Below are 13,023 nucleotides of genomic sequence, written 5' to 3'. Positions count from 1 at the left end.
CGGCGGAACCGCGTCGCCGATGCGGTGTGAGCCGCAGGGGACGCCGCAGCAACCGTGTCCGCGAGGATGGGGACACGGTCGCTGCCTCAGGATGGCGCCGCCGGGGCCTTCCGGTCACGCGGCGATCGGGCCCTCGTGCCGGGGGATCGCCGGCAGCAGGATCAGAGCGGTGATCAGCGCGAGCCCGGCGAACACCGCGCCCACGGTGAATCCGTCGTGGAAGACGGCGGTGCGTGCCGCCTCGATCAGCGCCGGATCGCCGTGCGCGGCCTCGGTGAGCGTATCCACGCGACGGAACGCCCACGTCGCCGATACGGCGACGCCGAGCGCCCCGCCGACCTCCTGGCTGGTGTTGATGAGGCCGGCAGCGAGTCCGGCGCGCTGCTCCGGCACGCCGGCCTGCGCGGCGATCTGCAGCGGCACGAACGAGAGCCCCATGCCGAGGCCGGCGAGCGCGAAGATCGGCAGCACTCCGGTCAGGAAGCCGATAGACGCCGGCGCGAGCGCGAGCAGCACGAGCGCGGTCGTGAGCAGCACGAGGCCGGTCACGAGCACGATCTTGCCGGGAACGCGCGACACCAGGTTCGACGCGACGCCCGCGCCCACGGCGACGAGCACGGCGAGCGGCACGTAGGCGAGCCCGGTCTGCAGGGGTGTGTAGCCGAGGACCTGCTGCAGGAACAGGCTGGCGAAGAAGAACACCGTCACCACGGTCCCGAGCAGGAACAGGGTGGCGAGATTCGCGGAGCGGGTCAGCCGCGGACGGAAGACGTCCAGCGGCACGAGAGGCGCGGCGGCGCGCCGCTCGACGGTGATGAAGAGGGTGAGCAGCAGCACGCCCAGGGCGAGGAAACCGATCACCACCGGGCTCGTCCAGCCCTGCTCGATCGTCTCGTTGAGTCCGAACAGCAGGCTGAGCAGCGAGGCCGTGAGGAGCGCCGCCCCGAGCGCGTCGAAGCGGCGGCGCGGGCCTCGGGTCTCCGGCAGCACGCGCGGGGCGAGCAGCACAGCGCCCAGAGCCACGGGCACGTTGATGAAGAAGATCCAGCGCCAGCCCGGGCCGTCGGACAGGACGCCGCCCAGCGTGACGCCGGCCACGGAGGCGATGCCCGTCAGGGCTCCCCAGACGCCGAGCGCCTTCGCGCGCGCCGAGCCGCCGGTGAACGTGGTGGTCAGCGTCGAGAGGGCGGCCGGGGCGATGAAGGCGGATCCGAGCCCCTGCGCGGCGCGGGCGGTGAACAGGATGCTCTGGTCCTGCGCGACGCCTGCGGCGAGCGAGGCGAGTCCGAACACGGCGAGCCCGATCTGCAGCATCCGGCGACGTCCGAGGGCGTCGGCCAGGCGCGAGCCGAGTAGGAGGAAGCCGCCGAGGATCGCGCCGTACAGCGTGACGACATAGGGGAGGTTCGCCTCGGAGATCCGGAGGTCGTGCTCGATGGAGGGCAGTGCGACGTTCACGATGCTCACATCGAGGAACACCATGAACTGTGCGATCGAGAGGAACGCGAGGATGAGCCCGGGGTGTGCGATGCCCGGCGCGATGCCGGAGCGTGTCACGGGCGGAACAGTGGAGGAAGCGGTCATGGGAGTGTCTCCTGTGGGGGTGCGTTCGTGCGGTTGCCACCACGTTAGTTTCCTCAATACACTAAGTACCTAGGAGAAACTGGCAACGATTTCGAGGAGCCCCATGACTGCGTCCACCACGGCCCCGACGCCGGCTGTCAGGGAGAGGGCGCTCCCCGATCTCGGAATCGGCGCATGCCCGATCTCGCCGGTCGTCGACATCGTGTTCAGCCGCTGGACCACGCCCATCCTCTGGCAGCTGGAGGCGCACGGCCGTCAGCGGTTCAACGATCTGCGAGATCTCGTGGACGGCATCACGGCGAAGGTCCTGACGCAGCGGCTCCGCCAGCTCGAGCGCGACGGGCTCGTCTCGCGCACCACGTATGCGGAGATCCCGCCGCGGGTGGAGTACGAGATCACGGAGCTCGGGCGCAGTCTGGCACCGGTGTTCTCCGCATTGGTGAACTGGTCGGGTGACCATCTGGCGAGCGTCGCCTCTGCGCGCCACGACTACGACGCCTCGGATCGTCCCCGGCCGTAGCGGGAGTCGGCGCTACGATCCGTCTGTGAACCATGTCGTGCTGTACCGTCTGCGCGACGGCGTGGACCGGGCGAGGGTGGGCGAGGTCTTCTCCCGTCATCAGGCCTATTACCGGGCCTTCCACGACGCCGGCGGCGAGCTCATCGCGCTCGGCCCCTTCGCCACCGCGGACGCGGCGGCCGGATCCATGGGGATCTTCGCGACGCGCGACGCCGCCGAGCGCTTCATCGCCGCCGATCCGTTCGTGACGGAGGGGCTCGCCGAAGCCCGGATCCTGGACTGGGATGCGGTCTGGCTCGACGACCGCCCGGAGAGCTGACCGCGGCGTGCGCGAGCCCGCGGAGCGTGATCGCGCCGTTTCCGGCGTCCCGCGCGCGGTGCGGCCGATGTCGAGGTGCCCCCGCTGGGATTCGAACCCAGACTGAAGCGATTTTAAGTCGCCTGCCTCTGCCGTTGGGCTACGGGGGCCGCACGTCGAGCCTAGCGAGCGCGGCCCCGCGAGCGATGTTGACTCGGAGCCAATAGGGTGGGGGAGTGCTCGAGCTCATCGCCGATCAGGGCCACGCGTCCGCGTCCGCCCGCCCCGCTGCGCACGCCTGGGAGGATCCGGCCCGCTGGTGGCCGCGCCTGACCGAGGCTACGGCGCACCTGCCCGCGCCGGTCGCCGCGATCGACCTCGACGCGCTGCGCTACAACACGATGGACATGGTGGTGCGCGCGGGCGGGCTGCCGATCAGGATCGCCACGAAGTCGGTGCGCGTGCGCGAGGTCATCGATGCCGCGCTCCGAGTGCCCGGGTACCGAGGCCTCCTCGCCTTCACACTGGCTGAGGCGCTCTGGCTCGCCGAGGACCACGACGACATCGTGCTGGCTTACCCGACCGCCGATCGTCCAGGGCTCGAGCGCCTGCTCGTCGACGAGCGCGCGGTCGCCCGGATCACGTTGATGGTCGACGACGAATCGCAGCTCGACCTCATCGACGCGGTCGCCGCACCCTCGCGCAGGCCTCGGGTGCGCATCGCGATCGACGCCGACGCCTCCTGGCGCGCCCCGGCCCTCGGCCACATCGGCGTCTTCCGCTCGCCGCTGCACACGCCGGAAGAGGTGGCGCGCTTCGCCCGCAGGGTCGCCGAGCGCGACGGCTTCCGCCTCGTCGGACTGCAGATGTACGAGGCGCAGATCGCCGGCCAGGGCGATGACACCGGCAGCGGCGACACGCTGATCCGCACCGTGCAGGCGCAGTCCCGGCAGGAGCTGCGCGAGCGGCGTGCGCGCATCGTTGAGGCGGTGCGCGCGCTGGTGCCCCTCGAGTTCGTCACCGGAGGAGGCACCGGATCCCTGGAGTACACCGGATCGGATCCGGCGCTGACCGAGATCACGGCCGGAAGCGGGCTGCTCGCGGGGCACCTGTTCGACGGCTACCGTTCCTTCGCGCCGGCGCCCGCCAGTGCCTTCGCATTCGACGTGGTGCGCCGTCCTGCGTCTGACATCGCGACGATCCTCGGCGGCGGGTGGATCGCTTCCGGACCGCCGGTCGCCTCGCGTCAGCCACTGCCGGTGTGGCCGCAAGGCTTGCAGACGGCGCCGCGGGAGGCCGCGGGTGAGGTGCAGACGCCGCTGCGCGGTGAGGCCGCCCGCACGCTCCGAGTGGGGGATCGCGTCTGGCTGCGGCACGCGAAGAGCGGCGAGCCCGCCGAACGGATCCTGAGTTATCACCTCGTCGACGGCGATCGCGTCGTCGACGAACTGCCCACCTATCGCGGTGAGGGAAAGGCGTTCCTGTGACACGCATGGGCGGAACCTGGCAGAACTGGGGCCGTTCGGCCTCGATCCGACCGATCCGCGTCGAGCGCCCGCGCTCCCCGGAGGGTGTGCAGCGCGCCGTTCTGGCTGCGGCCGCCCAGGGACTGCGCATCAAGGCGGTCGGCGCCGGTCACAGCTTCACAGAGGTGGCGGTCGCTCCCGATGTGCTGCTGGAGCTCGACGACCTGCAGGGGCTCGTCTCGGCCGATGAGGCACGGGGCCGCGTCACGCTGCTCGCGGGGACACGTCTGCACCGCATCCCCGCGCTGCTGGCGCCGTACGGCCTGGCCATGGAGAACCTCGGCGACATCGACCGGCAGTCGATCTCCGGCGCGATCTCCACGGGCACGCACGGCACGGGCGCAGCCTTCCGCGGCATCGCGGCCCAGGTCGTGGGCGCGATCCTGATCACGGCGGCGGGCGAGTTCCTCCGCGTGGACGAGGAGCACAACGCCGAGCTGCTTCCGGCCGTCGCACTGGGACTCGGCGCGCTCGGCATCCTCGTCGAGGTGACTCTGCAGTGCGTGCCCGCGTTCGTGATGCACGCGGTCGATGAGCCGGCTCCGCTGGACGAGGTGCTGGAGAGCGTGCACGAGCGTGTGGCCGCGGCGGACCACTACGAGTTCTACTGGTTCCCGCACACGGACGTGGCGCTCACGAAGACCACCGAGCGGCTTCCGGAGTCGACGGTGCGGCGCCCGTTGCCGAAGGTCGGCAAGTGGATCGACGAGACACTGCTCTCGAACGGCGTGTACCGGGCCGTGTGCGCGGCCGGTGTCGCCGTGCCCGCGATCACCCCCTCGTTCAGCCGTCTCGCGGTGAAGCTCACGGGTGACCGCGAGTACACCGATCTCTCTCATCGCGTGCTCACGCAGAGCCGCACGGTGCGGTTCCGCGAGATGGAGTACGCGCTGCCGCAGGATCAGATCGTGCCCGTGTTCCGCGCGGTGCAAGCCCTCATCAAGAAGCGCGGCTGGCGCATCGAGTTCCCGATCGAGGTGCGCTTCGCGGCGGCCGACGACCGCTGGCTGTCCACGGCGCACGAGCGCGATTCCGCGTACCTCGCGGTGCATCGCTACTGGCGCCACGACCCGCGCGAGTACTTCGAGGCCGTGGAGCGGATCTGCCTCGCGCACGGTGGCAGGCCGCACTGGGGCAAGCTGCACACGCTGGGATCCGACGAGCTCCGGGAGCGCTATCCGCGCTTCGACGACTTCCTCGCGGTGCGCGACCGGCTGGATCCGGAGCGCCGATTCGGCAACGGCTATCTGGAGCGCGTGCTCGGTGCCTGACGGTTCCCTGGCAGCCCGGCCAACACGGAGCATGCCGGGATAGGATGGGCCGAAACCGCGTCTGCAAGGGGGGTCGTCGTCCGTGGATGTTCTTGTTCCAGTACTCGTCGTCGTCGGAGTGATCGTCGTCCTGATCATCGCCGTCGGCATCTATCTGTGGGCCACGTACAACTCACTCGTGCAGCTGGGGGTCCGCGTCGACGAGGCGTGGAGCGACATCACTGTGCAGCTCAAGCGCCGGGCCGATCTGATCCCCAACCTCATCGACACGGTGAAGGGCTACGCCGCGCACGAGAAGGCGGTGTTCGAGAACGTCACGCGCGCCCGCGCCGAGACGTTGTCGGCCTCCAGCCCAGGTGAGGCAGGGGCCGCTGAGGGGCACCTGCAGCAGGCGCTGAAGAGCCTGTTCGCGGTCGCCGAGGCGTATCCGCAGTTGCAGGCCAGCCAGAACTTCCTGCAGCTGCAGGCCGCGCTCGTCGACACCGAGGACAAGATCCAGGCCTCGCGCCGGTTCTACAACGGTGGGGTGCGCGAGCTGAACACCAAGATCAAGGTATTCCCGAACAACCTCTTCGCACGCAACCTCGGATTCACCGAGCGCGAGTTCTTCGAGGTGGCCGACGGCGCCGCCATCGCGGAGCCTCCGCGCGTCCAGTTTTGATACGGAAGGGCTCAATGCCGCGAAGCGGCGTTGAGCCCTTCGCGTATCAAGGTTGAGCGAGGACGCCGAAGGCGACCGAGCCGAAACCCTCACGTCCCTCTCGGGCTGACGATCAGATCCCGAGCGGCACCTGGTCCGACCGCCCCACGTCGTGCCGGCGGACCCGCTCCGGATGCCCGTCCAGCACATCGGCGAGTGCTGCGGAGGCGTCGCCCCAGCCGGATACCGAGACGTGCTCCAGGCCCTGCCATGCGGCGGCGGTGCGCAGCTCCGCGGCGATGGGCTCGAGATCCGCCACGGGCCGGGCCTGCGGCTCCCACCATGCGGACTGCACGCGCAGCGTGCCCGCCGCGCGATCCGCCTTGAGATCCAGCCGTGCGGCGATCCGATCGCCGACCAGCACGGGCAGCGAGTAGTAGCCGTAGCGACGCTTGGCCGCGGGCGTGTAGATCTCGATCCGGTAGTCCAGCGAGAACGCCCGCAGCGCGCGGTCGCGGAACCATACCACCGGGTCGAACGGCGTGAGGATCGCGGTGGTCTCGATACGCCGCGGCAGGACGGCCTCGACGTGCCGCCAGGCCGGCACGGGGCGCCCGCCGCGCTCCCACCCGCGCACCCGGACGGGCACCAGCTCACCCCGCTCCACCAGGTCGTCGATCGCGCCGAGCACCAGCGCGCGGTCCTTGACCCGGTAGTAGTCGGCGATATCGGCTGCGGTCGCGACTCCGTGCGCCTTGGCGGCCCGCCGGACGAGTTCGCCCATCGCGGCGGTGCGGTCCAGATCGCGCCCGAGCAGGTCGGCCGGCACCACGTCCTCGGCGAGGGCGTACCGGCGCTCGAAGCCGTCGCGTCCGGCGATCGCCACCTCGCCGATGCGCCACAGATACTCCAGAGCGTGCTTGACGTCGTCCCACTCCCACCAGCCCGCCTTGCCGCCCGGGGCGTCGCCGCGGATCTCGGCGGGGCGAGAGGCTCCCCGCTCGCGCAACTCGGACCGGACCCAGTCCAGTGTGCGCGCCGAGGAGGTCCGCCCCCAGAACTCGCCCCGCTTGGCGCGGAACGCGTCGCGGCGGAAGCCCCACAGGGGCCAGTCCTCGACGGGCAGGAAGGTCGCCTCGTGCGCCAGATATTCGGTGTACCTCCCGGACCGTGCGGCGGTCGGGCGAGACAGGAACGCCCGCTCCAGCAGGGCGGGGTCGTACGCGCCCAGGCGCGAGAACAGCGGCAGGTAGTGCGAGCGCGCGAACACGTTCACCGAATCGATCTGAAGTACGCCCATGCGCGCCATCGCCGTGTGCAGGTGGCGCACGCCCGGCTCCGCGGGGCGCCGCCGGGAGAAGCCCTGCGCGGCCAGCGCGATCCGCCGGGCCTCGCCGGCGCTCAGCGTGGCGGTCGCGGGGCGTGCGGCTGTCCGGCGGGCGATGGCGGGGGTGTCGGTCACGTCGGTCAGCGTACCGACAGCCATCGACATCGGACGTGCCCGGACACCGCCGCACGGACGAGGCGGACGCCGTCGCACGGACGAGGCGCCCGGCGTCGCGCGGACGAGGCGCCCGTCGTCGCGCCCGTAGACTGGGCCGATGAGCGAGGACAGCACCCCCCGGCTGCGCGATCTCATCCGCCAGCGCACCGTCACCGGCCATGTGGACGTACGCGACGACGTGCAGCGATCGCTGCCTCCCGGGTTGCGCATCGCGACCTCCTACGCCTGGCGGCTGCTGGTGATCGCCGCCGCGCTCGGTGTCGTGATCTGGCTGGTCATGCTGTTCAAGATCCTGGTCATCCCGCTGATGGTCGCGATCCTGCTCACCGCTCTGCTCTGGCCCGCGTTCAGCACCATGTTGCGGGCGCGCTGGCCGCGGTGGCTTGCGATCGTCGTGGCGCTCGTCGGCACCCTGGCGATCGTGGGCGGTCTGCTGTGGCTGGCGGTCTGGCAGATCACCCAGCAATGGGACGGCGTCCAGACGCGCACCGTCGCCGCCTGGGGGCAGCTGCAGCAGTTCCTCCTCGACGGTCCGCTGCACCTCACGGCGAAGCAGATCCAGGATCTGCTCGACCAGTCGGTGAAGTTCCTCGGTGAGCAGGGCGAACTGCTGAAGAGCGGAGCGATCGCGGTCGGCACCACGTTCGGGCATGTGGCGACCGGAGCCGTGCTGACGCTGTTCATCCTGCTCTGCCTGCTCGCCGACGGCGGCGGGATCTGGGGCTGGACCGTGAAGCTCTTCCCGAAGGCCTCCCGCCCGGCCGTCGACGCTGCCGCGCGCAACGGCTGGGCCACCGTCATCAACTACGCGCGCACGCAGATGCTGGTCGCCTTCATCGACGCGGTCGGCATCGGTCTCGGCGCGTTCCTGCTGGGCGTGCCGCTGGCCGTGCCCGTCGCCGTGCTGGTGTTCCTCGGATCCTTCATCCCCATCGTCGGCGCAGTCGTCACGGGCACCCTGGCGGTCTTCCTGGCGCTCGTCTACAACGGACCGTGGATCGCGCTGTGGATGCTCGTCGTCGTGCTTGCGGTGCAGCAGATCGAGGGCCACATCCTGCAGCCGATCCTGATGGGATCCGCCGTCAAGGTGCACCCGCTCGCGGTGGTGCTCGTGGTGGCCGGCGGCGCTCTGATCGCCGGCATCCCCGGAGCCCTGTTCGCGGTGCCGCTCGCGGCGTTCGTGAACGTGGCCGCCGTGACCGTCAACTCCGGTGCGTGGCGCACCGGCGCCGCCCCGAACGGCGACTACATCTGGCAGACCGTGCCCCGGGCGCGGAGAAGGAGCAAGCGATGACGAACGACACGATCCCGACCGGCGCCCACGTCCCCACCCTGGCGGAGATCCAGCAGGCGGCGGACGGCCTGGACGGCGTGATCGTGCGCACCCCGACGCTGCCCTCGGTCGCGCTCACGAAGGTGCTGGGCTCGCCCGTCCTGTTGAAGATGGAGAACCTGCAGCGCACGGGGTCGTTCAAGATCCGTGGCGCCGTGCACCGGCTCTCCACGCTCACGGCGGAAGAGCGCGGCCGCGGCGTGGTCGCGGCCTCCGCCGGCAACCACGCGCAGGGCGTGGCCCTCGCGGCGCAGGCGCTGGGCATCCCCGCCACGATCTTCATGCCCATGGGCGTGCCGGTGCCGAAGCTGCTCGCCACCCGCGGATACGGCGCGGAGGTCGTGCTCGAGGGCGAGACCGTGGCCACGTCGCTGCGCCTCGCGGCCGAGTTCGCCGAGCGCACCGGTGCGGTGCTGATCCCGCCCTTCGACCACCGTGACATCGTGACCGGCCAGGCGACCCTCGGCCTGGAGCTCGTCGAGGACGTGCCCGACGTCGACACGATCCTCGTCGGCATCGGCGGCGGCGGCCTGATCGCCGGCGTCGCGGCGGCCGTGAAGGCACGCGCGGCGGAGCAGGGACGCACGGTCCGGGTGATCGGAGTGCAGGCGGAGAACGCCGCGGCCATGGGCCCGTCCCTCGCTGCCGGGCACCCTGTGGAGATCACCACGCAGCCGACCATCGCCGACGGCATCCTCGTGGCGCGCCCCGGCGACGTTCCCTTCGCGATGATCGCCGAACTCGTCGACGAGGTCGTCACCGTCAGCGACGATGACATCGCCCGCGCGCTGCTCCTGCTGCTCGAGCAGGCCAAGGTCGTAGTGGAACCCGCGGGTGCGGTCGGCGTCGCGGCGATTCTGGCGGGCAAGGTTCACGAGAGCGGCACCACGCTGGCCGTGCTCTCGGGCGGCAACATCGACCCGCTGCTCCTGCAGCGCGTGGTCTCGCACGGCCTCGCCGCCTCGGGGCGCTACCTCACGCTGCGCATCCCGCTGCCCGACCGCCCCGGTCAGCTCGCCCGGGTGTCCGAGCTGATCGCGCACGCCGGTGCCAACGTCATCGAGGCGATGCACACGCGGCACGGCCACGGACTGCAGATCAACGACGTCATCCTCGAGCTCAGTGTGGAGACGCGCGGTCCCGAGCATTCCGAGCTCACCCTCGACACGCTGCGGGCGGCCGGCTTCGAGCCGATCGTGGTGCAGGACTGACGGCTCGAGGAGTCTTCTGCATACGACGAACCCGCCGGCCCTCGATGGCGCGGCGGGTTCGTCGTCTGCGGGGTGCGATCAGCCCGCGAAGGTCTCGACCTTCAGGATCTCGACCTCGATGGAGCGGCCATTGGGTGCCTCGTACGAGGTCTTCTGACCGACCTTGAGGCCCTGGATCGCGGATCCGAGAGGGCTCGCCTCGCTGTAGACGTCGAGGTCGGTGCCGCCGGCGATCTCGCGGCTGCCGAGGAGGAAGACCTCCTCGCCGCCCGCCACCGTCGCGGTCACGACAGTGCCCGGCTCGACGATGCCACGGCTGGCCGGGGCCTCGCTCACCTTGGCGGTCTTCAGCAGCGTCTCGAGCGTGCGGATACGGGCCTCGATCTTGCCCTGCTCGTCCTTGGCGGCGTGGTAGCCGCCGTTCTCCTTGAGGTCGCCCTCCTCGCGCGCGAGCTCGATGCGCTTGGCGATCTCCTCGCGGCCGATCGTGGAGAGGTTCTCCAGCTCCGCGACAAGACGGTCGTAGGCCTCCTGGGTGAGGAAGGGGACCTGTGCGTCGTTCGACACGGTGAACTCCTTGCGAATCGGATCCGGGAACAGCAGGTCCCGGATATGCCAAGACGCCCCGGCACCTGCCGGGGCGTCGCTCAACACGATGAGCCTAGGACACCCAGCAGGAGTTCACCAAACCCGTTGTCGCAGCTGAGACGACCGGCACATGCTCGGTGAACGCCCGGGCGTGCTGCTCCGATGCGGGGTAGGTGACGAGTCGCCAGCCCACGATCCCGAACTCCTCGTCCTGCGCCTCCACAATGCAGTGCACAGGCCGGTTCGTGGGCGCCGAGATCTGGAATGACACCGTCACGGTGTGATCGTCGCCGAGGTGGAAGCCCGTGCCGGTGACGTCGACGGTGTCGGCGGATCCCTGCCATGTCCACCAGCCGAAGACGCCGACGACGACCGCGGCGGCGGCGATCGTGAGAATCATCGGCAGGCGCCGTCGGGGTCCGCGGCCGTAGCGCTCGTCGAGCTGGGCGGGGGTCGTCACGGCGAGGTGCATCCGATCGTTAGGCTGGTGGTTCCAGGTTATCCCGATCCAGGCCTGGGGCCCGAACGGGGCCGTGCCCAGAAAGGCTGAGACATGATCGAGGCGATCCTTGCCGCCGTGACGGCGACTCCTACTCCGACTCCGACGGTCGACCCGAACCTGGTCACCCCGGGACCCGTGGGATTCGTGATCGTCGCGGTGATCGTCGTGTTCGCGGCTCTGCTGATCTGGGACATGCAGCGACGGATCCGCCGGGTGCGCTACCGCGAGGAGGTGCGCGCCGAGCTCGACGCCGAGGACGCCGCCCAGGGTGATGACGCGGGCGAGGGCGAGGCCGACGCTCCCCGTTCCTGACACCGCCGGGCAGAGCGGATCCACCCCGGTACGCCGGGCTCAGGAAGGCGGGCCCGGTTCAGCCGGGCAGGCCCAGCGACGGCTGCAGCGGTGCCAGTGAGATCAGCAGGCACGCGGTCCAGTGGCAGAGGAAGGCCAGCACGGTGCAGACGTGGAAGATCTCGTGGAAGCCGAACCTCCCGGGCCACGGGTTGGGCTTCTTCATCGCGTACACGATCGCGCCGCCGGTGTAGAGCAGTCCGCCCACGCAGACCAGCACCATCATCGCGACGTTGGCGTGCAGCAGGTCGACGATGTACATCATCGCCGCCCAGCCGAGCAGCAGGTACAGCGCGACGTACAGCCAACGCGGGGCGTTGATCCAGAAGACGCGGAACAGGATCCCGAGGATCGCCCCGGACCACACCAGGATCAGCAGCAGCGTGCCCTTCTGCGGCGCGAGTGCGAGCGTCGCGAGCGGCGTGTAGGTTCCGGCGATCAGCAGCAGGATGTTGGCATGGTCGATGCGCTTGAGGATCGCCTTCGTCTTCGGCTTCCAGTCGAAGCGGTGGTACAGCGCGGAGTTGCCGAACAGCAGCAGCGATGTGACCATGAACACGACGGCTGCCCATTTCGCGGGGGTGCCGTGTGCGAGCACGATGAGCACGATGCCCGCGCCGATCGCGATGGGGAAGGTGCCGGCGTGGATCCAGCCCCGCCAGGTCGGCTTGATGTCGAGCTGTGCGTCGGCGGCGGCCGCCTCCATGAGGGGCAGCTCCGGCACATCGGGGGCAGCGGGTCGGCTCGCTCTGCGCATGGTTGAACTCTAGGCGTCCGCCCATGCCGCAAGCCGCACATATCCCGTGGGCGACATGGCGGCCGGGCCCCCTCCGCGCGGTAGCGTAGGGGAGTGAGCGCACGGTCCGAACAGCCAGGGAGTGGCCCCCTCTATCGGCTGTACTCCCGACGCCTTCGGCGACGGATGGACCCGGCCACCATGCCGCACCACATCGCGATGATGATCGACGGCAACCGTCGCTGGGCGCGGCAGCTCGGCTACGCGACTCCTGCGCACGGCCATCGCGCGGGAGCCGCGAAGATGCGCGAGTTCCTGGGCTGGTGCGACGAGCTCGGCATCCGGGTGGTGTCGCTCTACCTGCTCTCCGCCGACAACCTGCTCAAGCGGGATTCGGCGGAGCTCGCCGACCTCATCGAGATCATCGGCGAACTCGCCGACGGCCTCTCTCACGAGGGCAACTGGCGGGTCAAGCACGTGGGGCGCGCCGACATCCTGCCCGCGGAGCTCGCGCGCGTGCTCGCCGAGGCAGAGGAGCGCACCCGCGACCACACCGGGCTGCACGTGAACCTCGCCGTGGGCTACGGGGGACGTAACGAGATCGTCGACGCGGTGCGCTCGATCATCGCCCAGCACGAGGCCTCGGGCGGCACGCTGGAGGACCTCGCCGCGCACCTCACCCCCGAGATGATCGGCGAGCATCTGTACACCGGCGGCCAGCCGGATCCGGATCTCGTCATCCGCACGAGCGGCGAGCAGCGGCTCAGCGACTTCCTGCTCTGGCAGAGCGCGCACAGCGAGTTCTACTTCGTCGAGGCGCTCGGACCGGATCTGCGACAGGTCGATTTCCTGCGCGCGATCCGCGACTACGCCGACCGCGACCGCCGCTTCGGCCGCTGAGCGACGGGCGGAGCCGGGAGCCGGCCGCTGAGCCGCTCCGCTGCGTGTCAGACTGACGG

At 70.4% G+C, this 13,023-nt stretch carries 14 protein-coding genes and 1 tRNA gene; 9 read left to right on the top strand and 6 right to left on the bottom strand.

What is annotated here, in order from left to right:
• Positions 1-114 precede the first annotated feature (114 nt).
• Positions 115-1,584 (bottom strand): MFS transporter, encoded by a 1,470-nt coding sequence (locus AC1DCT_RS05600; RefSeq protein ID WP_477427922.1) that lies wholly within the window; start codon positions 1,582-1,584, stop codon positions 115-117.
• A gap of 103 nt (positions 1,585-1,687) precedes the next feature.
• On the opposite strand from AC1DCT_RS05600, the gene AC1DCT_RS05595 reads away from it, so the two are divergent.
• The gene (locus AC1DCT_RS05595; protein WP_477427920.1) at positions 1,688-2,104 is read left to right on the top strand and encodes a winged helix-turn-helix transcriptional regulator; all 417 of its coding nucleotides are present in this window, start codon (positions 1,688-1,690) and stop codon (positions 2,102-2,104) included.
• 25 nt (positions 2,105-2,129) lie between these two features.
• Positions 2,130-2,423, top strand: coding sequence for a YciI family protein (locus tag AC1DCT_RS05590; RefSeq protein WP_477427918.1), 294 nt, complete (start codon positions 2,130-2,132; stop codon positions 2,421-2,423).
• Between the two features lie 76 nt (positions 2,424-2,499).
• On the opposite strand, the gene AC1DCT_RS05585 is transcribed toward AC1DCT_RS05590, so the two are convergent.
• Positions 2,500-2,572: transfer RNA gene (locus tag AC1DCT_RS05585), tRNA-Leu, on the bottom strand.
• A gap of 66 nt (positions 2,573-2,638) precedes the next feature.
• On the opposite strand from AC1DCT_RS05585, the gene AC1DCT_RS05580 reads away from it, so the two are divergent.
• The 3 genes from AC1DCT_RS05580 to AC1DCT_RS05570 all read left to right on the top strand — a co-directional run bounded on the left by AC1DCT_RS05580 (position 2,639) and on the right by AC1DCT_RS05570 (position 5,860).
• A complete protein-coding gene (locus tag AC1DCT_RS05580; protein WP_477427916.1) occupies positions 2,639-3,889 on the top strand; it encodes an alanine racemase in 1,251 nt (416 codons plus the stop codon).
• Entirely contained in the window at positions 3,886-5,199 is a 1,314-nt protein-coding gene (locus tag AC1DCT_RS05575) for a D-arabinono-1,4-lactone oxidase (RefSeq protein WP_477427914.1), read from the top strand. Before AC1DCT_RS05580 ends, AC1DCT_RS05575 begins: the two co-directional genes overlap by 4 nt.
• Positions 5,200-5,281: 82 nt before the next feature.
• A complete protein-coding gene (locus AC1DCT_RS05570; protein ID WP_440734609.1) occupies positions 5,282-5,860 on the top strand; it encodes a LemA family protein in 579 nt (192 codons plus the stop codon).
• A 112-nt stretch (positions 5,861-5,972) separates the two neighbouring features.
• Here AC1DCT_RS05570 and AC1DCT_RS05565 read toward each other — a convergent pair whose 3' ends face one another.
• On the bottom strand, positions 5,973-7,301 hold the full coding sequence (locus AC1DCT_RS05565) for a winged helix-turn-helix domain-containing protein (protein ID WP_477427912.1): 1,329 nt from the start codon (positions 7,299-7,301) through the stop codon (positions 5,973-5,975).
• Between the two features lie 139 nt (positions 7,302-7,440).
• Between AC1DCT_RS05565 and AC1DCT_RS05560 the strand changes: the two genes are divergently transcribed.
• Both AC1DCT_RS05560 and ilvA read left to right on the top strand, forming a co-directional pair.
• Positions 7,441-8,637, top strand: a complete 1,197-nt coding sequence (locus AC1DCT_RS05560) for an AI-2E family transporter (protein WP_440734607.1) — start codon at positions 7,441-7,443, stop codon at positions 8,635-8,637.
• A complete protein-coding gene (gene ilvA, locus AC1DCT_RS05555) occupies positions 8,634-9,887 on the top strand; it encodes a threonine ammonia-lyase (protein WP_477229446.1) in 1,254 nt (417 codons plus the stop codon). The genes AC1DCT_RS05560 and ilvA overlap by 4 nt, the downstream gene beginning before the upstream one ends.
• Positions 9,888-9,965: 78 nt before the next feature.
• Here ilvA and greA read toward each other — a convergent pair whose 3' ends face one another.
• Both greA and AC1DCT_RS05545 read right to left on the bottom strand, forming a co-directional pair.
• Positions 9,966-10,454: a transcription elongation factor GreA gene (gene greA, locus AC1DCT_RS05550; RefSeq protein ID WP_477229445.1), complete on the bottom strand. Its 489-nt coding sequence runs from the start codon at positions 10,452-10,454 to the stop codon at positions 9,966-9,968.
• 94 nt (positions 10,455-10,548) lie between these two features.
• The gene (locus AC1DCT_RS05545; protein ID WP_440734605.1) at positions 10,549-10,935 is read right to left on the bottom strand and encodes a DUF4307 domain-containing protein; all 387 of its coding nucleotides are present in this window, start codon (positions 10,933-10,935) and stop codon (positions 10,549-10,551) included.
• Between the two features lie 93 nt (positions 10,936-11,028).
• On the opposite strand from AC1DCT_RS05545, the gene AC1DCT_RS05540 reads away from it, so the two are divergent.
• Positions 11,029-11,289 carry a hypothetical protein gene (locus AC1DCT_RS05540; RefSeq protein ID WP_477229444.1) on the top strand — a complete coding sequence of 87 codons (261 nt, stop codon included), beginning with the start codon at positions 11,029-11,031 and terminating at the stop codon, positions 11,287-11,289.
• Positions 11,290-11,347: 58 nt separating this feature from the next.
• On the opposite strand, the gene trhA is transcribed toward AC1DCT_RS05540, so the two are convergent.
• Complete coding sequence (gene trhA, locus AC1DCT_RS05535) at positions 11,348-12,085, bottom strand: PAQR family membrane homeostasis protein TrhA (RefSeq protein ID WP_477229443.1); 738 nt, start codon at positions 12,083-12,085, stop codon at positions 11,348-11,350.
• Positions 12,086-12,178: 93 nt separating this feature from the next.
• Here trhA and AC1DCT_RS05530 point away from each other — a divergent pair, with 93 nt between their 5' ends.
• On the top strand, positions 12,179-12,964 hold the full coding sequence (locus AC1DCT_RS05530; RefSeq protein WP_440734602.1) for an isoprenyl transferase: 786 nt from the start codon (positions 12,179-12,181) through the stop codon (positions 12,962-12,964).
• The last annotated feature ends 59 nt before the right edge of the window (positions 12,965-13,023 follow it).

The organism is Microbacterium sp. 10L49, assembly GCF_056395125.1.
Note: the sequence above shows the minus strand (reverse complement) of the source record. Positions and strands in the feature narration are given on the sequence as shown.